The following is a 19,793-nucleotide window of genomic DNA, read 5'->3' on the forward strand; positions in this document are numbered from 1 at the left end:
GGAGGAACCAACATGCCTGCATCCGCCCAAGCCGCAAGCTATGTCCTGGCCGCGCTCCTGCCGCGGCTGGAGGCGCTTTCACCGGGCCTGACCGATGATCTCGCCGCAGGCCTCCTGGCCGACCGGGAGGCCATCAGGAAAAGCGGAAGGATGACCCCGGAACTCGAAGAGGTCTTTCTGTCCGCGCAGACCATTCTCGGTCGCCCCGGCGAACAACCCTAAGACCGTCGCGGCGACACCTGAGTTGCAGGCCAACGGCCTTGCAAGTGACCTTCGGCCAATCGGATTGGCCCGGCCGCATCAAGAGCCTCGTCCCCCGAACCGGGTGAATGCAGTGTCCGGTGTCAGCGTCGGCCAATGGCACACGCGCTCACCCCTCCCCCAAAAATATTCTGGGTGTCCGCATACTGTGTCGGTCGGTTATGCGGACGAAGCTGCCGGTCGCCAACGACGCCACCGCCCGGTGAAAAGGCCCCGGGCATCGCTGGCCCGGCCCCACGGGCAGGCGATCTGGCAACGCTGGGCGCTCCGCACGTTCTGTGCGACGTGGTCGGCTGCCAAAAAGCGCCATCGATCTAAAGGGGATCGCCATCCCCCGGTCCGGCGATGCCCTTCGTTCGTGGCGTTGTTCACAAAACTCGGTACATTGCTCGCAACTCCTCAACAAACTTGAACATCTCGCACGTATCATCAAAATAGAAACCCTTTAGTATTGTGGAGATATCGGGGGAAACAATGATTCGAAAAACCGTCATTTTCGCTTTGGTGTTTCAGTTCGCTGGCGTCTTTCCGGCAGCAGCGGCAACCTACTGGAGCCTCTTCAATGTCGAAGGCGAAAGCTCCATCGGCGCCGACTACGTCACCTACGGATCGCTCGCCGACATGCTGGCCGACAGCAACAGGCTTTCCGTCAATACCTTGGGTGGCTTCGGGCGCAACATCGTCGGGTCGGGGTCAGACGGCTCGACTTACTGGAGCCTCTTCAATGTCGAAGGTGAAAGCTCCATCGGCGCCGACTACGTCACCTACGGATCGCTCGCCGACATGCTGGCCGACAGCAACAGGCTTTCCGTCAATACCTTGGGTGGCTTCGGGCGCAACATCGTCGGGTCGGGGTCAGACGGCTCGACCTACTGGAGCCTCTTCAATGTCGAAGGTGAACGCTCCATCGGCGCCGACTACGTCACCTACGGATCGCTCGCCGACATGCTGGCCGACAGCAACAGGCTTTCCGTCAATACCTTGGGTGGCTTCGGGCGCAACATCGTCGGGTCGGGGTCAGACGGCTCGACCTACTGGAGCCTCTTCAATGTCGAAGGTGAAAGCTCCATCGGCGCCGACTACGTCACCTACGGATCGCTCGCCGACATGCTGGCCGACAGCAACAGGCTTTCCGTCAATACCTTGGGTGGCTTCGGGCGCAACATCGTCGGGTCGGGCGCCTTCGTTACTCGCGACGAACCCAATCCGGTCCCGTTGCCCGCCTCAGTTCCAGCCTTGCTGAGTGGTCTTGGTGCTCTGGCCGCGCTGCGATGGCGACGCAAAACGCGCCAAACGTCCTGAACGCTTCATCCAAACGACGTGTTCGAATAGCTGTCGCGGGAGCGCTGCAAGTCTCTACAGGCCGGTCTGCTGGGGTCAGATCGGGATGGGCGACACGCGGATTGGCCCCGGCGAGTCCACTGACGTCCGAAGTTTCGCACAAATCAGAGCGAGTTCCGATTGATCGGCTGGGGCAAGAAGGGACTGGATTGACGTGCCGCTGTAACGGCAATGTCCCGATTGGGCTCATAGCCAACCTTCGCCGCGCTTTGCCCAGACGGTCCGGCACACAGGACATGATTGACCTGCACGGCATGCGGGCACCTCTAAAATATTTCTTCCCCCACAGGAACTTCCGCGCGATTCGCGTGTTATACTGCCAAAGCCCGGATGCCCCGGGCACCGAGGCCCGAATTCTTCACACCATCGCTCCCACTCGCACCCGAACGATCCCTGCCCTTGGCAGCGGGTCGGCATTGCCCTTTGCCTTGCCCGGATGCCGTGGGACCGGTCGCCTCGTTCCCTTCCCAGCCGAAAGGATGTCTACCCATGTTCAGACACGCTCCGACAGCCCTCAAGACCCGGGTGCCGGCATGAACGCCCCCCGGGACCTCGCCCGCTGGGAATGGGTGACGAGCGCCGGCGCCGCCGGCGGTGAACTGCGGCTCGAGGCCGATCACGCCTTCCGCACCGGCAAACCCGCCGCCTCGCCGCAGGACAAGACCACCGTCGCCGCGCGCGAGATCATCGATGCCGAGGCGCAGGAACGGGCCGAACGCACCGCCGCGCTCAAGGCCGCGCGCCTGGCCCGCGACGCGGCCGAGGCCAAGAAGAAAAAGCGCGCCGAAAAGGCCGCCTGACGGTTCCGGGGGGCTGCCGCAGGGCCGCCCCTTTCGCCGCAGGCGCCACCCGACCCCGGTGCAATCCCGCCTGCAACATTCCTGCCCCTTGCCCGGCCACGCCGCACGGGCCATATCGGCGGCAGAGGACGACCTCCCCACCATGGGAAATTATTTCGGGACGACCCGGCACCTGGACAGAGGTTGCCATGCGCTCCCCCTCGACCGTCTTCGCCACGCCATCAGCTTCGAACTCATCGCCCTCGCGATCGTCGTGCCCCTCGGCGCGCTCGCGTTCCACATGCCGGTGCATGACATCGGCGTCGTCGGCATCGTCAGCGCCACGCTCGCGACACTGTGGAACATTGTCTACAACCTCGGCTTCGACCACGCCCTGCAGCGGCGGACCGGCTCGACCCTCAAGTCGGGGCGCGTCCGGATCCTGCATGCCGTGCTCTTCGAGGTCGGGTTGCTGGTCGTGCTGATGCCGTTCATCGCCTGGTACCTCGGCATCTCGATTTGGCAGGCCTTCGTGATGGACCTGTCCTTTGCCCTGTTCTACATGGGCTACGCCTTCGTCTTCAACTGGGCCTACGACCGCGTGTTCCCGCTGCCGGAATGGTCGGCCGAGGCCCGCGCCTGAGGCGTCACGCCCCCGCCGGAAAGACGAAACACCTGTCGCGCCGGATGGTCAGCCAAAGGGGCTTGCCCGGGCGCGGCAGGAAGACGTTCGGCACCGTCGCCTTCAGGACGGACCCGTCGTAATCCATCCGGAACTCCACGAGGCTCTCCGACCCCATGAACCGCGCCCGCTGCACCACGCCGCGCGCCGGTGTGCCGTCCTGCGCCGTCGGCAGCGGCCCGGTCCCGTTTCGGTCGAAATCGATGCGGATGTGCTGCGGCCGGATGACGATGTCGACCTCGGCGCCATCCGGCACGCCGGGGGCCAGGAATTCGCCGAAAGGGGTCTGCGTCAGCGCGCCGCGCACCCGGCCGGGGATCACGTTGATGTCGCTGAAGAACGCCATCGCCGCCAGGTCCACCGGGGCGTTGTAGATGTTGTAGGGCGCCCCCTGCTGCACGATCCGCCCGTCCCGCATCAGCGCGATCTCGTCGGCCATGCGCATCGCCTCCTCGGGCTCGTGCGTGACCAGCAGCACCGCGGTCCCCGCCTCCTTCAGCAGGTCCAGCGTCTCGTCCCGGATGCCGTCGCGCAGCCGGTCGTCGAGGCCGGAAAACGGCTCATCCATCAGCATGATCCGCGGCTCGGGCGCCAGCGCGCGGGCCAGCGCCACGCGTTGCTGCTCGCCCCCCGACAGCTCGTGCGGCCAGGCGTCGATGTAGCGGGCCAAGTCCACCCGGGCCAGCATCTGCTCGACCCGCGCCCGGATCTCGGCCTTTGCGCCCTTCAGGCCGAACCCGACGTTCTCGGCCACGCTCAGGTGCGGGAAGAGCGCGAAGTCCTGGAACATCAGCCCGATCTGGCGCCGCTCGGGCGGCAGGTCGCGGGTCGCGTCGGAAATCACCGCGCCGTCGACCAGGATCGTGCCGGCCTCCTGCCGTTCGACCCCCGCGATCATCCTCAGCGTCGTCGACTTGCCGCAGCCCGAGGGGCCCAGCAGGCAGGTCACCTGCCCCGGCAGGATGGCGAGCGACACGTCGTCCACCACCCGGCGCCCACCGAAGCTACGGGTGAGGTTGCGGATCTCGAGGCGTGGCGCAGGCGCGGTCAAGGGCGTCCCTTCCTGACGGAAACTCTAAGGTCCAACCGGATTACCCAAGCGACCGGCCGCGTGCAACGGCTCAGACCAGCGTGAACGTGCCACGCGCGCGGATGGTGCCGTTCACCTGCACCGCCAGCCCGTGCATCCCCGGCGCCAGCTTGAAGGTGGTGGCATCCCCCTTCATCCGCTGCGCCTTCTCCAGACGCAGGGGGGTGCCCGCCCGCGCCACCGCCTGCTTCAGCTTGAAGACCTTGGGTCCGCGCCGCCCGGTCCCCTCGGGAAACTCGACCAGCCAGTCGACCAGCACCGGCACGTCTGCCCCGGCCGTCAGCGTCACGGCGAAGCGCAGGCTCTCCCCGATCGCGACCTCGGGCGTCAGCACCTCCAGCGCGACCTCGACCGCCGCGTCGGGGTCAAATCCCAGGAACGCCATCGCCGCCCGGTCGCCCGCCTTCACCTGCCCGCGCAGGGCGTGGCCCGCGATCCAGGCGACCTCGGCATCCCCCGGCGCGGCGTCGCGCCACGCCACCAGCCGCTCCAGCGCCGCGCCCGGCGCGATCTTGGTGATGTCGTTCAGATGGTTCGCCACCGACCGCGTCACGTAGCGCGTCCCGTCCCGGTGCAGCCGGTCCAGCAGCGGCAGCGCCCGCAGCGGATCGGTCGAGAGGCCGATCCCCCAGGGCAGCTTGGGCCGCGACCCCTCGCTGACCAGCCGCCGGACATGGTAGTTCCCGTGCCCCGCCCAGGTGTCGAGGCGGGCAAAGGTCTCGTCCGGCCAGCGGTTGATGAAGGGCCGGATGGCGTATTCCATGGAGAACCGCTGCGTCACCTCCCCGATCAGGTCGAGCGCGGCGTCACGGTGATCCTCGAGCCCCCGGCGGACGATGAAGTCGCCGTAGGGCGCATGGATGAACTGGCCGAAATCGTCGTCGGTCAGCGCCGGGTCTAGCGGTGGCGGCAGCGCCGCCGCGATGATCCCGGCCGCACGGTCGAAATCGTCGGGCAGCATCTCGTCCAGGACCTCGGCGATCCAGGCGATCCGCGCTTTCAGCTCCAGCTCGGGGAAGCGTTCGCAGACCCGCGCCTCGAACGCCCCGGCGTCGAACCCGTCCCAGGCGCCCGCGATTTCCCGGCCAAGGCCCGCGACCTTGACCGGGTTGAAGAGCTGGTCCTTGAGCGAAAAGCTCTCGGCCATCACATGGTCGCGTTGAAGGCGCCGCCATCCAGCAGGATGTTCTGCCCCACCATGAAGCCCACGTATTGCGAGCACATGAAGGCGCAGGTGGCCCCGAACTCCTCGGCCGTGCCGATCCGGCCCGTGGGGTTCGCCGCATTGCGCTGCGCGACCGCCTCGTCCCAGGTCAGGCCCTCGCGCTGGCGCGTGCTTTCGGTCAGCGCCTTGATGCGGTCGGTGTCATGGCTGCCGGGCAGCAGGTTGTTCATGATGACGCCCTTGCCGCAGACCTGGCGCGAGGTTCCGGCGACATAGCCGGTCAGCCCCGCCCGGGCCGAGTTCGACAGGCCCAGCTGCGCGATCGGCGTCTTCACCGAGGCCGAGGTGATGTTGACCACCCGGCCCCAGCCGCGGTCGATCATGCCCGGCACCAGCGTCTTGATCAGCGCGATCGGGGTCAGCATGTTGGAATCGAGCGCCTTGATGAAATCCTCGCGCTCCCAGTCCGGCCAGAATCCCGGCGGCGGGCCGCCCGCGTTGTTCACCAGGATGTCGATCTGGCCGCAGGCCTCGAGCACCTTGGCGCGCCCCTCCTCGCTGGTGATGTCGGCGGCCACCGCCACGACCTCGACTCCGTGCGCATCGCGAATCTCCTGCGCCGTCGCCTCGAGCGCTTCGGCGCCCCGCGCGTTGATGACGAGGTTCACGCCCTCGGCGGCCAGTGCCATGGCACAGCCCTTGCCCAACCCCTTCGACGAGGCGCAGACCAGTGCGCGCTTGCCCTTGATACCCAGATCCATTCCAGACCCTCCCGGTTCTTGCGTTTCCCGAACCGATGAAACGGTTGGCGCGAAAGGTCCGAAAACCTGCCCGCTTCCCGCCGCAATCGGCTGCTAGGGACTGTCTAACGCCCCCGCGAGGGGTGAGACAGACGAAACTTGAGCAGGCCCATGATCAGCGCCATCGCGAAACCCGCCGCCTCGGTCCCGGTGTTCCGGGCCGCCGACCTCGTGGCCGAACACGGCGCCAACATGGGCGATGACCTGGGCTTCGCGGCCGAACTGGTGCCGGGCGACGTCTACTGGATGGCAGAGGGCGCCACCCGCCGCCGCATCGCGGTCGAGGCGCAGGACGACGACACCATCCGCATCGGCGCCGAGACCGAGATCGGCACGCCCGGCGCGGCGCTGCACATCGACAGCTGCCTGACCTTCATGACCGATGCCGGTGACATCGCCGAGGTTCTCGTGCTGGTCGAAACCGATGCCGCCGGCCATGCCACGCAGGTATTTGCCCTGCCGTTCCACCCCCTCCGCGCCCGCACCGACTATCGCCTCGTCGGCATCGACACCGACACCGCCGCCCGCCGCTTCGCCGAGGTCGCCTGCGTCTCGTTCACCCGCGGCACCCGGATCACGCTGGCCACCGGCCTGCAGAAACCGATCGAGGACCTGGCCGTCGGCGACCGCGTCCTGACCCGCGACGACGGCGTGCAGGCGGTCCGCTGGATCGGCCATTCCACCGTCCGCGCCACCGGCGACTTCGCCCCGATCTGCATCCGCGCGGGCACCCTCAACAACGACCGCGACCTGGTCGTCAGCCCCGACCACCGGCTCTTCATCTACCAGCGCGCCGACACCATCGGCGCCGGCCGGCCCGAGGTGCTGGTCCGCGCCCGCCACCTGGTGAACGGCGACACCATAACCCGGCTCGACGGCGGCTTCGTGGAATACTTCCAGCTGCTCTTCGACCGGCACCAGATCATCTATGCCGAAGGCATCGCGGCCGAGACCCTGCTGATCGACACCCGCACCCGCGCCGCCCTGCCCGAGGAGCTGGCGCCGGGGCTCGCGGCCGCCCTGCCGACCCACGCCCGCCCCGCGCTGGCAGAGTTCGAGGTCGGCGAATCCCTCCTTGCCCGCCCCGATGCGGCCCTGCGGCTTAAGGCCGCCTCCGAGGGCTGACGCCTCAGATCACCTGCAGCGATTTCACCCAGATGTAGCGCTGTCCGCCGATCCGCCGGTCGACCTCGCCCACGATCCGCACGCGGGTCTCGGGCGTGACCGCCTGCCCGCCAAAGGTACGCTGCGGGATCTCGACCTGGATCTCGCCGCTGCCGTCGCTGAAGAGGTAGTAGTCGCCGCGCAGGTGCGACACGATGCTGCCCTCCAGAGTGACATAGCTGCCCAGCCGGGCCGACTGCGCCGCCGCCACCGTCGCGGGCTGCCCCCCGGCGCTCGGCCCGCTGAACTGCGCCGCCGCGCCCCCGGCCAGCCCGACGACCAGCACGACGGGCGCGATCCATCTTGGAATGCGCCATGGCCTCCTCCACCACCCTGACGCTGCGTCAACCCTGGCACGCCCGCCGCCGCCCACCCAGTCGGCGCGCCTTGCAGGGCAACCGCGGCCGACGTGCCGGTGGGCCCATGGATCGCCCCGCCCAGCGCCCTGCTGGCCACCACACGGCTCGGCGCATCTGCATGGCGACAGAGCAGGCCCAGCAGCACGCCGCCGCAGCACCGCCGTGGTTCGCGCCCGCGGCCTCCCCTACTCCAGCCCGATGAAGACCTGGATCACCACCGCGTTCGCGAGGTCCGCGAAGAAGGCCGACACCAGCGGCAGCGCGATGAAGGCCAGCGGCGCCGCGCCGTAGCGCTTGGTCACCGCCGCCATGTTCGCGATCGCGGTCGGCGTCGCGCCCAGCGTGATGCCGGTGAACCCCGCCGACAGCACCGCCGCCGTGTAATCCCCCCCGATCACCCGGAAGAACACCAGCAGCGTGCCCGCGACCACCACCAGCACCTGGGCCGACAGGATCAGCAGCAGCGGCCCCACCATGCCCGACAGCGTCCAGAACTGCATCGCCATGAGCGAGATCGCGAGGAAGATCGACAGGCTGTAATCGGCCAGCACCGCCATCGACCGCGACCTCGCGGGCCAGGGCAGCCGCGGAAAGACCAGCGGCACCGTGTTCGACACCACGATCCCCATCAGCAGGCAGGGCACGAAGAGCGGCAGGTAGAGCCCGAGGCCGGTGATCACGCCGTATAGCGCGTAGCCCGCCACCATCGTCACGTGGACAAGCAGCATCACCCGCATCAGGTTCACGTGGTCGATCACCTCGTGCGGGGCGCCGGGCGCCTCGAACTCCAGCCCCACCATAGGCGCGTCGTCATGCGGGCCGGAAAGGTCGTGCCGTTCGATCAGGAACTTGGCGATCGGCCCGCCGATCAGCGCCGCGACCACCAGCCCCAGCGTCGCCATGGCGATCCCGATCTCGGCCATGCCGGCCGCGCCGGTGATCTCCTCGACCCGCGGCCCCCAGGCGATCGTCGTCCCGTGCCCCCCGATCAGGGAGGCCGACCCCAGCAGCACCGCCGCCGCATCCGGCAACCCGAACAGCCGGGCCCCCGCCAGTGCGATCAGGTTCTGCAACACCATGAAGACCAGCGTGCAGGCCAGCAGCAGCCCGATAAGCGGCCCGCTCCTGAACAGGTCCGAGATCCGCGCGTTCAGGCCCACGGTGGTGAAGAAGACGACCAGCAGGTAGTCGCGGATCCGGGTGTCAAAGGTGATCTCGACCCCCGCGACCAGGAAATAGCCCCAGGTCATCAGCGCCACGATCATCCCGCCCGCCACCGGCTCGGGGATCGAGTAGTCCCGCAGCACCCGCACGTGCCGGGTCAGGAAGGCCCCGAGGAAGTAGACGATCATCCCCAGCGTGACCGTCATGAAATCTGGCACGATCATCTGCTGCGGCCCCTTCCCAAGAATGCGCGTCTGGCGGTCTGTGGACGCGCCTCATATCGAACAATGGTTCGGGACTTGACGGCCTACTGCATCCAAAAAATCAGCGATGACCAGCGAAATCAAATGGTTCCTGCCCGTGCCGGTCGGGGGGACCGCAATCGCAATCGATTCACCCTTGGATCATTCGCCACGGGCCGCAGCGATGATCCTCCAGACTTCGGCCAACAATGCCTCTCGTGTCGCGTCCGTTGCCAACGGGCTGTGCCAGTCGTCCGGCTTGGGCAAACCTTCCAATGGGATCTCGTGATACCTTGGGTGCTGGAGGTCGAAGGCGTAGGTGATCGTCGTTTGCTCCATCACGTCCAACGGGTCGGGGGGCGCCAATGGAATGGCTCCGGCACCGAACTCGGCGCCCATGCCCCTGCCACCCGTGATGTCCGGCATCATGACGGGCGCAAAGATGTTGTAGGCATTGCCCTCGGGGAATGGATTGCCGATCGCCAGCGACCGAACTTCGCCGCCCGAAAGGATGCGACCGGGTCGGGGCGTGGTTTGCGGCCGCGACTGGTCCGACGGCATGTGCAATTCATCCGTGCCGAACGCATGCCACAAGGTCCTGTCGTAGTTGGCGGTCGTCACGATGAGCGTTCCCGCAACCAGCGAGGATCCAAAGTACCTGCCCGCACCGGACCCATGCTCGACCACGATTGGCGGCTTGCATCTGAAGTCGTCCCGGACGAGGCACCATTGCTCGTAAGCCGGATGCCGAACTTCCATTGTTCCGCTCCAGGCGCGGATGGACACTGCCGGAATCGCGCCTTGCACCAGGATCACGGCGTCCACGCCGCCGGGAGCGATACCGGCCCGCGCGAGATTGTCGAGCGCGTCCATCGCGACCTGCGCCCCTAGGCTGTGCGCGATGACAACGATCTCTCCGACACGGTTGTCGCGGATCGCGGCAAGCAAGAGCCTGCTCAGCGGCATCGCCGCAATGGTGGCCGCGCCCTGCCGGTTGGAGAAGTTGGTGACCCAGGGCCATCCAACGCGCTTGCTTGGCCAGACAAAGCTGATCAACGCAGCGTCAGGCCGTGCGTCCCCGGTCGTGTCCAGGCTGCGCTTGATCAGGATCCCCTGACAGCGCGCCTTGGGTCCTTCGGTGTCGAACCCATGGACATGGACGACCAAGGATCGCGTTCCGTTACTTTCCGGAAACATGCCGGCGATCACTTCACTGGCCCAGGCCTCGGCCCGTTCCGGACGCACCGGCACGTCACCCGACATGAGCGGGTAGACGTCGGCAAGCCCGAAGCCATCCGGCGCGATCATTTCCCTGGCGAGGGCTTCCTCGTCACAGACGGTCGTGCCTCCCGCCGGCAGCGGTGTCGCCATCATTGTCGGAACCACGGCAACCAGCAAGAAACGCAACGCAGCATTCACATTGCACCGGATCATGGTTGCCTCCGCAAACGTGGGATTGCCGAGCGCAAGCGTACGACAGGCGGTGGAGGTCCGTCCATGACCTGATCAGGTACCCCCCTCACTCCCGCAGCGCCGCGATCAGCTCGTCCTTCGTCATCCCCGATCGCCCCGCGATCTCCAGCTCCTTCGCCCGGTCATAGAGGTCCTCCTTCGTCCATTGCTCGTAGGGCGGCGCCTTCCCGCCCTTCTCCGAGGGGTGCATGTCCGGGTTCGCCTTCGCATTCGCGATCCGGGCGGCCTTCTCCTTGGAATAGCCCTCGTCCCGCAGGTCCTCGTAGAGCTTGTCGTCCTTGATGCTGTTGCCGTGTGACTTCACCATGTCGGCTCTCCTTTCCGCATGCCGGTGAAACCCGCCGCACCCCGGCGCTGTTCCCGCTTGACCGGCGCGGGCCGAGGTCCCTAGCCTTTCGGCATTCCGCGAAAGGTCATTTCCATGCGCTTCCTCCTGCCAGGCCTCCTGACCCTCCCCCTCCTCGTCCCGCCGGTACAGGCTGGGCCCGTCCCCCGCACCGACGCCCCGGCCGAGATCGCCGAACGCCTCGCCGCCGAGGCCAAGGCGCAGGGGCTCGTCCTCGACGGCGCCATCGGGTGGGAGATGGATTTCGAAGGCGACGGCACGACCGAATGGCTGGTGCAGGGCATCTACCCCTTTCCGGGCGGCAACGCGGTTCAGGTCAGCACCTTCCTCTTCGACGGGGCCGATGCCGGCTACGCCGACCGGGAAGAGCTTGACCTGCCCCGCAGCCTCAAGGCGGTGGATCAGGACGGCACCACGATCAAGCTGGTCCTCTACGAAATGCGCGAGGGCGATGCGCGCTGCTGCCCGTCGGGCGAAAGTTACCGAATGCTTTTCATCCAGCCCTGAGCGCACCGACAAAAACACCGACGCGATACCGACGTAATACCGACGTGATACCGACGTGCGGTTCTTGCCGTTTTCCGGCGTCCTGATATATGCGCCCCATGCTCGACACCGCCACCAACCGCCCCGCCCTGCCGCCCGAAATCGCGCGTCGCCGCACCTTTGCGATCATCTCGCACCCGGACGCCGGCAAGACGACGCTGACCGAGAAGTTCCTGCTGTTCGGCGGCGCCATCCAGATGGCCGGACAGGTCCGCGCCAAGGGCGAGGCACGGCGCACGCGGTCGGACTTCATGCAGATGGAAAAGGACCGGGGCATCTCGGTCTCGGCCTCGGCAATGTCGTTCGATTACAAGAACTTCCGCTTCAACCTCGTCGACACGCCCGGCCACTCGGACTTCTCCGAGGACACCTATCGCACCCTCACGGCGGTGGATGCGGCGGTGATGGTCATCGACGGGGCGAAGGGCGTGGAAAGCCAGACCCGCAAGCTCTTCGAGGTCTGCCGCCTGCGCGACCTGCCGATCCTGACCTTCTGCAACAAGATGGACCGCGAAAGCCGCGACACCTTCGACATCGTCGACGAGATCCAGGAGAACCTCGCCATCGACGTCACCCCGGCGTCCTGGCCGATCGGCACCGGGTCGGATTTCCTGGGCTGCTACGACCTGCTGCGCGACCGGCTGGAACTGATCGACCGCAAGGACCGCAACAAGGTCGGGGAATCGATCCAGATCAACGGCTTGGATGATCCCAAGCTGGCCGACCACGTGCCCGCGCACCTGCTGGAAAAGCTCCGCGAAGAGATCGAGATGGCGCGCGAACTGCTGCCCGCGCTCGACCCGCAGGCGGTGCTCGAGGGGCACATGACCCCGATCTGGTTCGGCTCGGCGATCAACTCCTTCGGGGTGCGCGAACTGATGGACGGGATCGGCACTTATGGCCCGGAACCGCAGGTCCAGTCCGCCGAACCGCGCAAGATCGCGCCCGAGGAAACGAAGGTCTCGGGCTTCGTCTTCAAGGTGCAGGCCAACATGGACCCCAAGCACCGCGACCGCGTGGCATTTGTCCGGCTCGCCTCGGGCCACTTCAACCGCGGCATGAAGCTGACCCACGTGCGGACCAAGAAACCGATGACCGTCTCGGCGCCGGTGCTGTTCCTCGCCTCCGACCGCGAACTGGCGGAAGAGGCCTGGGCGGGCGACATCATCGGCATCCCGAACCACGGCCAGCTGCGCATCGGCGACACCCTGACCGAGGGCGAGACGCTCAAGGTCACCGGGATCCCCAGCTTTGCGCCGGAACTGCTGCAATCGGTCCGCGCGGGCGATCCGCTCAAGGCCAAGCACCTGGAAAAGGCGCTGATGCAGTTCGCCGAGGAAGGCGCGGCCAAGGTCTTCAAGCCGATGATCGGCTCGGGCTTCATCGTCGGCGTCGTCGGTGCCCTGCAGTTCGAGGTGCTGGGTTCCCGGATCGAGCTGGAGTACGGCCTGCCGGTGCGCTTCGAGGCGTCGCAATTCACATCGGCCCGCTGGGTCAAGGGCGACAAGCAGGCCATCGACAAGTTCGTCAACACCAACAAGCAGCACATCGCCTACGACAACGACGGCGACACGGTCTACCTGACCCGCCTGCAGTGGGACATCGACCGGGTGGGTCGCGACTATCCCGACATCACCCTGACCGCGACCAAGGAAATGATGGTCTGACCCGGCCGGGCCCCGCGCCCGGCCAACTGAGGTATTCCGGAAACAATCACGTCCTTGGCGACGGATTTCTCAAAAATGTGATACAATACCCCTGCGACTCGTCCCGGTTTTGGGGACGGTTTTCCTTTTGATCAAATTTTATAAGGGGGTACAGATGTTTACCTACGGACTTCCGAGTGGCCTGAGGCGTGCCGTTGCCGCATCAGCAGTCGCTCTCGCCGGCCTCGCCGGCGCGGCTTCGGCCAGTTCCATCATCACGGACGGAAATGTCAGTCTGGGCGTCGACGACTACGGCCAGCTGAATGTGCCCGGCGGCGTCGCGGACATCGTCGGACAGCGAACCGTCGGCGTGCGCTGGATCGCGCCGTCGGGCGACCAGTATGAATCCACGTCCCACGGCTGTCTCTGCGAAGGTTGGGGTGTCCTGGCCGATGGCGTCGCAGGCTCGGCAAACAACAACTTCGGCGCGCCGACCGGGTTGACACTTGTCAACTTCGCCTCGACCGCGACGACCGCCACTTCGGTGGTGAACCTCACCGGCACCGACCTCAACATCACCCACAGCTTCGAGCTCGCCTCGGGCACCGACGATCTCTACCGGGTGAACGTGACGGTAGAGAACACCGGCGCCACCGACATCGGCGCGGTGACCTACCGCCGTGCGATGGACTGGGACACCTCTCCCACCCCGTTCTCGGAATACGTGACCATCGCCGGGACGGGCACGACCACCCTGCTCGAAGAGTTCTCGGATGACGGCTTCGTTAACACCAACATGGTTTCGGTCCCCGGCCTGAACGACATCGGTGGCTGCGGCACCGCCGCCGACTTCTTCGCCTGCGGACCGTCGGACCATGGCGCGGCGTTCGACTTTGCCCTCGGCGGGATCGACGCGGGCGAAAGCTACAGCTTCGACATCTTTTACGGGGGTGCGGCGAACAAGTCGTCCGCACTGGCGGCCCTTGGCGCCGTCGGGGCCGAGCTCTACTCCTTCGGCTGGTCCGGCACCGATGCCAACCAGGACGGGTTCAACGACACGACCGGGGTGAGGACGCCGACGTTCATCTTCGCCTTCGCCGGCGTGGGTGGCACGATCATCGTTCCGCCGCCGAGCCCGACCAACCCGATCCCGGTGCCGGCCGCCGGCTGGCTGATGGTCGCGGGCTTCGGTGCGCTCGCGGCGATGCGCCGTCGTCGCGCCAAATCCTGACATCGGGACTCGCAATCCAGGGGCAACGGGCGCATTCTGCGCCCGTTGTTCTTTTGAAACCAAGGCGATTGCGATGACTTCACTACAGCTTGTCGGCCCGGCCACCCTGGCGCTGACCCTCATGGCTGCCCTCCCTGCCACGGCGCAAGACACCGCGTGGGAGCAGAAATGTTCCGACACCGAATGCGCCATCGGCCTGGCCTTCAACGAAGCGGCCTCCCAGAAACGTGCGGGCACCTTCCTTGTGGTCCTGCGGGGCGACAACCCGCCGCTCATGGGCCTCGTCACGCCCCTGGGCGTCGCGGTCGCGGCCGGCGCGCGTGTCGTCGTCGGCGACGAAGAGATCCCGGTGCCGTTCCAGGTCTGCTATCCCGACGGCTGCCGCGCCTTCACCGAAACCGACGAGGCCCAGCTTGACGCCCTCTCCCAGGCCGAGGCCGTCGACCTGCGGTTCTTCGGCTATGGCCAGGAGCGTCCGCTGGCGATCAACCTGCCGCTCACCGGTCTCGACACCGCGCTGGAAGAGGCGCGCGCCAAGATGGCCGAGTGATCCCGGCCGCCGCGGCACCGAGCCATGCCCCTGCAGAACCGCGTCCTGCCGACCGGAGAAATCGCGGCCATTGAGGCCCGCGGCACGCTGACCGGCAACCGCGGCATCCTCGACTTCGACGCGACCGGCCGGCTCGGCACGGCGCGCTGGCGCAGCCAGGCCTGGATCAGCTGCACGCTGATCCACCCGCGGGGCAAGTACCAGGGGCCGCGGCCGGTGCGGTCCTGGACGCCGCTCTTCTTCCTCGACGAGGCGGTCGCGCTCGCCGCCGGGCACCGCCCCTGCGCCTACTGCCGCCGCGCGGCCTTTGCCGCCTACCGCGATGCCTGGGCCCGCGCCACCGGCGCCGCGCCCCGCGCGCCCGCGATCGACCGCGCCCTGCACCGCGCCCGCGCCACCCGCGACCGCCGGCAGGTGCGCCTCACCGCCGTGGCCGCCGACCTGCCGCCCGGCGCGATGGTCCTCTGGCAGGACCGCCCCCACCTTGTCGCCGCCGATGCCCTGCGCCCCTGGCACCCCGCCGGGTACGACGCGCCCGTCCCCCGCCCCGACGGCCCGGTCACCGTGCTGACCCCGGCGCCCAGCCTGGCCGCGCTGGCGGCGGGCTTCCGGCCCGAGTTGCACCAAAGCGCCACCGCCTGACCCGTCCGCCCCGCCGCGCGCCGCGGCGCTTGCACGACGGGGCGCGCCCGCCGCATCCTCCGCGCCATGGCGGACAAGGGCGCAGATCGACTGACCTATCCCGGCGGGTTCGACGCCGTGCTGGCCCGGATGGAGGGGCGGCGCGACCCGATGACCTTCGGCCCGGGCGAAGGTTTCCCTTCCGCCGACGCCGACCTCGCGCAGCTGCGCGACCGCAAGCTCGGCAAGCTGCCCGAGGCGCTGCGCAAGTCGCCCTCGGGCTTTGCCGCCAAGGCGCGCGAGCTGGCACGCGAATTCCACGATGCCCCATCGCTCTGCCACCTGAACGCCATGGTCATCGCCTGCCTGCGCCGCCGCGACCAACCGCCCGGGGTGGCCGCGCTGTTCCAGGCGATCTGGCGCGATCACGGCGCGTTCCTGATCGAACATCTCGACGCCCGCTGGCTCGTCTCCTCGGTCACCACCTTCGGCGATCACGGCACGACCGAGACGCAGCGCCGCACCGGCCTTGCCCTCGCCGTCCTCTTCAACACGATGAAGCTGCACGAGACCGAGCGGCTGTTTTCCGGCACCGCGCCCGACACGCCCTTTGCCCGTCGCAAGGCGGCGGCGACGCTCGCGCTCGACATGGATCCCTTTGCCATCGTCGGTGGCGGGCTCGACGTGAACATGCTGGGCCGCCTCTGGGTCGAGGCCGGCGAGGACCCGGTGATCGCCCCCCTCGCCCATCACCTGCTGGACGCGCTGAACGCCGACCCGCGCACCGTCTTCCGCCGTCTGCACCTGATGCGCGAGGCGCGCGAGGCCAGGGCGATCGCCGCCAGCCAGTCGACGCACTATACCCCGCATCCCGAACCGCAACGCCACCCCGCCCCGGTCGATCCCGCCCGGGTCGAAACCGATCCCGCGAAACTCCGCTGGGGCGTTGTCAGCACCATCCGCGCGCCGCTGCCCGAGATCGCCCGCTTCGCCGCCTGGCACATCGCGCAGGGCGCGGCGCGGGTGTCGCTCTACCTCGACGACGCCGACCCGGCCAAGGCCGCCTGGCTGTCCCGCCACCCGGCCGTCGAGGTCACGCTCTGCGACGATGCCCACTGGCAGGCCATCGGCCGCCGACCGCACACCCACCAGGTCCGGCAGTCCACCAATGCCACCGCCTGCTACCGCGCCTCCGACCTGCACTGGCTGGCCCATCTCGATGTCGACGAATTCCTGCTGCCCAGTGAACCGCTGGCGACGATCCTCGCCGGGGTGCCCGCCGACATCGGCCTCGTCATGGTGCCGCCCGTCGAACGGCTGGCCAGCGACGCCGCCGGCCCCGCCCTCTTCAAGACCACGGCCCGGATGGCGGGTCACCCCAGCACCGTCCTGCCGCAGGTCTATCCCACCTTCGGCGCGCACCTGCGCGGCGGCTACCTCAGCCACCTAGAAGGCAAGTGCATCGCCCGCACCGCCCTGCCGGGGGTCGAGCTGAACATCCACCGGGTGAAACGCGACGGCGACGGGATCACCAACAGCGTCACCCTCACCGACAGCTACCTCGGCCACGACCATGCGCCCAGCTGGGAGGTCTTTCGCGACAAGATGGCCTTCCGCCTGACGCAGGGTTCCTACCGCAACCCCGAAGGCCGCGAATTCCGCCTCGCCGACATGCTGGCCTATCTCGAGGAGAGCGAGGGAGAGGCGGGCCTCAGGCAGTTCTACGACGAGGTCTGCACCGCCACCCCCGACCGCCTCGCCGCGCTCGAGGCGCATGGCATGCTGATCCGCCGCGACATCGACCTCGACGGCGCGGTGCGGGATGTCTTCGGCGCACCGCCGCCCGATCCCGCATGACCCGATGGGGCCTCGTCGCCACGGTGAAGGCGCCCGCACGCGCGGTCCTCGACTTCGCCGCCTGGCATCTCGACCTCGGCGCGCACCGGCTATACCTGCATCTCGACGCCCCCGACCCCGACCTTCAGGCCCGGCTCAAGGCGCATCCCCGCGTCCGCGTCACCCCAACCGGCCCCGGCTACTGGCACCGCAACGGCGGCCACCGCCCCGCGAAGCACCAGGTCCGGCAGGCGGTGAACGCCACCCGCGTCCTCGCCCGCCCGCCCGAGGTCGACTGGCTGGCCCATATCGACGTCGACGAATTCCTGCTCCCCGACGCGCCGCTGTCCGACACCCTCGCCGCGCTGCCCCCCGAAACGCTCTGCGCCCGGGTCCGCCCCATCGAGGCGCTGGCCCCGGACGTGGGCATCGCCCCGCCCGACTGGGCCTGCAAGGCCTTCACCCTCGACCGCGCAACCCGCCGCGCCCAGACGGCGCGCCTTTTCCCCGAAGACGCGCAGGCGCTCGACGGCGGCTTCCTCAGCCATGTCGCGGGCAAGCTCCTTGTCCGCACCTCCCTTCGGGGTGCCGAGTTCCGCATTCACAACGTCTTCCAGGACGGCGAACAGAACCCCGGGCAGGCCGAACTGCCCTCGGTCCCGCTCTGCCATATGCATGCCACCGATGTTGAGGAGTGGCTCGCCCGCCACCGCTTCCGTCACGCGCAGGGCGCCTACCGGGCCGAGTTGAAGCCGCCCGCCGAGGGCGCCACCACGCTGCACGATCACCTCGCCCGGATCGAGGTGGCCGACGGCGAACCGGGCCTCCGCGCCTTCTTCGCCCGCACCTGCACCGCGCGTCCCGACCTGCTGGCCTCGCTCGAGGCTGAGGGCCTGCTCCGCCGCGTCCACATCGACCTCGACGCCGCCCGCACGCGCCATTTCCCGGATCAGATCAGCAGCCCCGCCGCCCCTTCGTGACGCAGCAGCGCCACCTTCGTCTCAACCCCGCCCTCGCCCGAGAACCCGCCAAGGCCATTCGAGCCCAGCACCCGGTGGCAGGGAATGATCACCGGGATCGGGTTGCCGCCGCAGGCCTGCCCGATCGCCTGCGCAGGCACCCCGAGCTTTCGCGAAATGTCGCCGTAGGTCACCGTCTCGCCGAACGGGATCGCCCGCATCTCGTCGCAGACGGCACGCTGCAGATCGCTGCCGCGGACCTCCAGCGGAAGGTCGAACCGCTCGCGTTCCCCAGCGAAATACTCCGCCAGCTGCGCAGCGGCGCGGTCCAGCACAGCGGCGCCCCCGACCGGCGCCGCCGCCCGCCAGGACACGCGCACCAGCGCGCCGCCCTCCTCGTGCAGGGCCAGCGGCCCCACCGGTGTCTCGACAACCATCACGTTCATGCCGGCATCCTGCGCCCGCCCGCGCACGCCCACAAGCCCCGTGGCGACATTGACAATCCGGCGCGACCTGCCAGCCTGCCGCGCAACGCAAGCTTAGGAGCCGCCATGCCCGACCAGGCCCATTCCACCCACGCCGCCGACGAGGACACCCGCAACCGCGACATCCGGATCTACGTCAACGGCGACATCGTCCACCGGGACGAGGCCAAGGTCTCGGTCTACGATTCCGGCTTCCTGCTGGGCGACGGCATGTGGGAGGGGATGCGCCTCTACGACGGCGAATGGGCCTTCTTCGACGCCCACATGGACCGCTTCTTCGACAGCTGCCACGCCGTCAGCCTCGACGTCGGCATGGACCGCGCCGGCATCCACGACGCGCTGACCGCGACGGCGGCGGCCAATGACATGGTGACCGACGTCCACTGCCGCCTGATGCTGACGCGCGGGGTCAAGGCCAAACCGTTCCAGCACCCGCACCTCAGCAAGTGGGGCCCGACGCTGGTGATCATCATGGAGCATTCGAAGCCGGTAAACGCGCTCCAGACCCGGGGCATCCGCCTTGCCACCGTGCCGCAGGTCCGCGGGCTGCCGCATGCGCAGGATCCCAAGTTCAACAGCCACTCCAAGCTGAACTGCGTGATCGCCTGCCTGCAGGCCGAACAGGCCGGTGCCGACGAGGGCCTTATGCTCGACCCGAATGGCTTCGTGAACACCACCAATGCCTGCAACTTCTTCATCGTCCGCCAGGGCGAGGTCTGGACCTCGACCGGGGACTACTGCATGAACGGCGTGACCCGCGCCAACGTGATCCGCCTCTGCGAGGAAAACGGCATCCCGGTGCGGCAGAAGAACTTCTCGCTCTACGAGGCCTATGGCGCGTCCGAGGCGTTCCTGACCGGCACCTTCGGCGCCCAGACCCCGGTGGCCGAGATCGACGGCAAGGCGATCGGCACCGGCGACCGCCCGGTGACGGCCGAGATCCAGCGGCTCTACAAGGAACTGGTCGCGCGGGACGTGGCAGCGCAGAAGGCCCGGCGCGGCTAGCCACGGTGGCGGTGGCGGGGTGACGACGACGCCGGGCCTCACCCCGAA

Annotated in this window: 21 protein-coding genes; 13 read left to right on the forward strand and 8 right to left on the reverse strand. The window is 68.1% G+C overall.

The annotated features are described in order from the left end of the window. The first annotated feature begins 12 nt into the window (after positions 1-12). From ACE2AC_RS06690 to ACE2AC_RS06705, 4 genes are all read left to right on the forward strand, one after another. A complete protein-coding gene (locus ACE2AC_RS06690; RefSeq protein ID WP_375691323.1) occupies positions 13-222 on the forward strand; it encodes a hypothetical protein in 210 nt (69 codons plus the stop codon). A 513-nt stretch (positions 223-735) separates the two neighbouring features. Beyond that, positions 736-1,563: a VPLPA-CTERM sorting domain-containing protein gene (locus ACE2AC_RS06695; protein ID WP_375691324.1), complete on the forward strand. Its 828-nt coding sequence runs from the start codon at positions 736-738 to the stop codon at positions 1,561-1,563. A 572-nt stretch (positions 1,564-2,135) separates the two neighbouring features. Next, entirely contained in the window at positions 2,136-2,402 is a 267-nt protein-coding gene (locus ACE2AC_RS06700) for a hypothetical protein (RefSeq protein ID WP_375691325.1), read from the forward strand. A 142-nt stretch (positions 2,403-2,544) separates the two neighbouring features. Beyond that, complete coding sequence (locus ACE2AC_RS06705; RefSeq protein WP_375691326.1) at positions 2,545-3,024, forward strand: PACE efflux transporter; 480 nt, start codon at positions 2,545-2,547, stop codon at positions 3,022-3,024. Between the two features lie 4 nt (positions 3,025-3,028). On the opposite strand, the gene ACE2AC_RS06710 is transcribed toward ACE2AC_RS06705, so the two are convergent. From ACE2AC_RS06710 to ACE2AC_RS06720, 3 genes are all read right to left on the reverse strand, one after another. Further along, positions 3,029-4,114, reverse strand: coding sequence for an ABC transporter ATP-binding protein (locus tag ACE2AC_RS06710; RefSeq protein WP_375691327.1), 1,086 nt, complete (start codon positions 4,112-4,114; stop codon positions 3,029-3,031). Between the two features lie 70 nt (positions 4,115-4,184). Beyond that, entirely contained in the window at positions 4,185-5,300 is a 1,116-nt protein-coding gene (locus ACE2AC_RS06715) for a hypothetical protein (protein WP_375691328.1), read from the reverse strand. Further along, positions 5,300-6,079, reverse strand: coding sequence for an SDR family oxidoreductase (locus tag ACE2AC_RS06720; RefSeq protein ID WP_375691329.1), 780 nt, complete (start codon positions 6,077-6,079; stop codon positions 5,300-5,302). Before ACE2AC_RS06720 ends, ACE2AC_RS06715 begins: the two co-directional genes overlap by 1 nt. Positions 6,080-6,229: 150 nt before the next feature. On the opposite strand from ACE2AC_RS06720, the gene ACE2AC_RS06725 reads away from it, so the two are divergent. Beyond that, positions 6,230-7,243 (forward strand): Hint domain-containing protein, encoded by a 1,014-nt coding sequence (locus tag ACE2AC_RS06725; RefSeq protein ID WP_375691330.1) that lies wholly within the window; start codon positions 6,230-6,232, stop codon positions 7,241-7,243. Between the two features lie 4 nt (positions 7,244-7,247). Here ACE2AC_RS06725 and ACE2AC_RS06730 read toward each other — a convergent pair whose 3' ends face one another. From ACE2AC_RS06730 to ACE2AC_RS06745, 4 genes are all read right to left on the reverse strand, one after another. Further along, positions 7,248-7,568 (reverse strand): YgiW/YdeI family stress tolerance OB fold protein, encoded by a 321-nt coding sequence (locus tag ACE2AC_RS06730; RefSeq protein WP_375691331.1) that lies wholly within the window; start codon positions 7,566-7,568, stop codon positions 7,248-7,250. Positions 7,569-7,826: 258 nt separating this feature from the next. Continuing rightward, entirely contained in the window at positions 7,827-9,029 is a 1,203-nt protein-coding gene (gltS, locus tag ACE2AC_RS06735; protein ID WP_375691332.1) for a sodium/glutamate symporter, read from the reverse strand. A gap of 180 nt (positions 9,030-9,209) precedes the next feature. Then, a complete protein-coding gene (locus tag ACE2AC_RS06740) occupies positions 9,210-10,481 on the reverse strand; it encodes an alpha/beta hydrolase (protein ID WP_375691333.1) in 1,272 nt (423 codons plus the stop codon). Between the two features lie 85 nt (positions 10,482-10,566). Next, positions 10,567-10,827: a Rho termination factor N-terminal domain-containing protein gene (locus ACE2AC_RS06745; protein WP_375691334.1), complete on the reverse strand. Its 261-nt coding sequence runs from the start codon at positions 10,825-10,827 to the stop codon at positions 10,567-10,569. A gap of 114 nt (positions 10,828-10,941) precedes the next feature. Here ACE2AC_RS06745 and ACE2AC_RS06750 point away from each other — a divergent pair, with 114 nt between their 5' ends. The 7 genes from ACE2AC_RS06750 to ACE2AC_RS06780 all read left to right on the forward strand — a co-directional run bounded on the left by ACE2AC_RS06750 (position 10,942) and on the right by ACE2AC_RS06780 (position 18,276). After that, on the forward strand, positions 10,942-11,373 hold the full coding sequence (locus ACE2AC_RS06750) for a hypothetical protein (RefSeq protein ID WP_375691335.1): 432 nt from the start codon (positions 10,942-10,944) through the stop codon (positions 11,371-11,373). A gap of 98 nt (positions 11,374-11,471) precedes the next feature. Further along, the gene (locus ACE2AC_RS06755) at positions 11,472-13,079 is read left to right on the forward strand and encodes a peptide chain release factor 3 (RefSeq protein WP_375691336.1); all 1,608 of its coding nucleotides are present in this window, start codon (positions 11,472-11,474) and stop codon (positions 13,077-13,079) included. A gap of 154 nt (positions 13,080-13,233) precedes the next feature. Continuing rightward, positions 13,234-14,289 carry a VPLPA-CTERM sorting domain-containing protein gene (locus ACE2AC_RS06760; protein WP_375691337.1) on the forward strand — a complete coding sequence of 352 codons (1,056 nt, stop codon included), beginning with the start codon at positions 13,234-13,236 and terminating at the stop codon, positions 14,287-14,289. Between the two features lie 73 nt (positions 14,290-14,362). Then, entirely contained in the window at positions 14,363-14,839 is a 477-nt protein-coding gene (locus tag ACE2AC_RS06765) for an invasion associated locus B family protein (RefSeq protein WP_375691338.1), read from the forward strand. Positions 14,840-14,863: 24 nt separating this feature from the next. Next, positions 14,864-15,481: a hypothetical protein gene (locus tag ACE2AC_RS06770; RefSeq protein WP_375691339.1), complete on the forward strand. Its 618-nt coding sequence runs from the start codon at positions 14,864-14,866 to the stop codon at positions 15,479-15,481. Positions 15,482-15,547: 66 nt separating this feature from the next. Next, positions 15,548-17,317: a glycosyltransferase family 2 protein gene (locus ACE2AC_RS06775; RefSeq protein ID WP_375691340.1), complete on the forward strand. Its 1,770-nt coding sequence runs from the start codon at positions 15,548-15,550 to the stop codon at positions 17,315-17,317. Continuing rightward, entirely contained in the window at positions 17,314-18,276 is a 963-nt protein-coding gene (locus ACE2AC_RS06780; protein WP_375691341.1) for a glycosyltransferase family 2 protein, read from the forward strand. Before ACE2AC_RS06775 ends, ACE2AC_RS06780 begins: the two co-directional genes overlap by 4 nt. Here the strand turns inward: ACE2AC_RS06780 and ACE2AC_RS06785 are convergent. Further along, on the reverse strand, positions 18,246-18,701 hold the full coding sequence (locus ACE2AC_RS06785) for a methylated-DNA--[protein]-cysteine S-methyltransferase (protein WP_375691342.1): 456 nt from the start codon (positions 18,699-18,701) through the stop codon (positions 18,246-18,248). The two genes, ACE2AC_RS06780 and ACE2AC_RS06785, sit on opposite strands and share 31 nt — an antisense overlap. Positions 18,702-18,806: 105 nt before the next feature. Between ACE2AC_RS06785 and ACE2AC_RS06790 the strand changes: the two genes are divergently transcribed. Beyond that, positions 18,807-19,745, forward strand: coding sequence for an aminotransferase class IV (locus ACE2AC_RS06790; RefSeq protein WP_375691343.1), 939 nt, complete (start codon positions 18,807-18,809; stop codon positions 19,743-19,745). The last annotated feature ends 48 nt before the right edge of the window (positions 19,746-19,793 follow it).

Origin of the sequence: Pseudooceanicola sp. LIPI14-2-Ac024, assembly GCF_042188925.1 — a bacterium.
In the GTDB taxonomy this organism is placed as follows: domain Bacteria; phylum Pseudomonadota; class Alphaproteobacteria; order Rhodobacterales; family Rhodobacteraceae; genus Pseudooceanicola.

Excerpts from the sequence above, each read along its gene's own strand:
- ACE2AC_RS06690 (WP_375691323.1), top strand. The coding sequence starts at position 13 with ATGCCTGCATCCGCCCAAGCCGCAAGCTATGTCCTGGCCGCGCTCCTG.
- ACE2AC_RS06695 (WP_375691324.1), top strand. The coding sequence starts at position 736 with ATGATTCGAAAAACCGTCATTTTCGCTTTGGTGTTTCAGTTCGCTGGC.
- ACE2AC_RS06700 (WP_375691325.1), top strand. The coding sequence starts at position 2,136 with ATGAACGCCCCCCGGGACCTCGCCCGCTGGGAATGGGTGACGAGCGCC.
- ACE2AC_RS06705 (WP_375691326.1), top strand. The coding sequence starts at position 2,545 with ATGGGAAATTATTTCGGGACGACCCGGCACCTGGACAGAGGTTGCCAT.
- ACE2AC_RS06715 (WP_375691328.1), bottom strand. The coding sequence starts at position 5,300 with ATGGCCGAGAGCTTTTCGCTCAAGGACCAGCTCTTCAACCCGGTCAAG.
- ACE2AC_RS06720 (WP_375691329.1), bottom strand. The coding sequence starts at position 6,079 with ATGGATCTGGGTATCAAGGGCAAGCGCGCACTGGTCTGCGCCTCGTCG.
- ACE2AC_RS06725 (WP_375691330.1), top strand. The coding sequence starts at position 6,230 with ATGATCAGCGCCATCGCGAAACCCGCCGCCTCGGTCCCGGTGTTCCGG.
- gltS (WP_375691332.1), bottom strand. The coding sequence starts at position 9,029 with ATGATCGTGCCAGATTTCATGACGGTCACGCTGGGGATGATCGTCTAC.
- ACE2AC_RS06740 (WP_375691333.1), bottom strand. The coding sequence starts at position 10,481 with ATGATCCGGTGCAATGTGAATGCTGCGTTGCGTTTCTTGCTGGTTGCC.
- ACE2AC_RS06745 (WP_375691334.1), bottom strand. The coding sequence starts at position 10,827 with ATGGTGAAGTCACACGGCAACAGCATCAAGGACGACAAGCTCTACGAG.
- ACE2AC_RS06750 (WP_375691335.1), top strand. The coding sequence starts at position 10,942 with ATGCGCTTCCTCCTGCCAGGCCTCCTGACCCTCCCCCTCCTCGTCCCG.
- ACE2AC_RS06755 (WP_375691336.1), top strand. The coding sequence starts at position 11,472 with ATGCTCGACACCGCCACCAACCGCCCCGCCCTGCCGCCCGAAATCGCG.
- ACE2AC_RS06760 (WP_375691337.1), top strand. The coding sequence starts at position 13,234 with ATGTTTACCTACGGACTTCCGAGTGGCCTGAGGCGTGCCGTTGCCGCA.
- ACE2AC_RS06765 (WP_375691338.1), top strand. The coding sequence starts at position 14,363 with ATGACTTCACTACAGCTTGTCGGCCCGGCCACCCTGGCGCTGACCCTC.
- ACE2AC_RS06770 (WP_375691339.1), top strand. The coding sequence starts at position 14,864 with ATGCCCCTGCAGAACCGCGTCCTGCCGACCGGAGAAATCGCGGCCATT.
- ACE2AC_RS06775 (WP_375691340.1), top strand. The coding sequence starts at position 15,548 with ATGGCGGACAAGGGCGCAGATCGACTGACCTATCCCGGCGGGTTCGAC.
- ACE2AC_RS06780 (WP_375691341.1), top strand. The coding sequence starts at position 17,314 with ATGACCCGATGGGGCCTCGTCGCCACGGTGAAGGCGCCCGCACGCGCG.
- ACE2AC_RS06785 (WP_375691342.1), bottom strand. The coding sequence starts at position 18,701 with ATGAACGTGATGGTTGTCGAGACACCGGTGGGGCCGCTGGCCCTGCAC.
- ACE2AC_RS06790 (WP_375691343.1), top strand. The coding sequence starts at position 18,807 with ATGCCCGACCAGGCCCATTCCACCCACGCCGCCGACGAGGACACCCGC.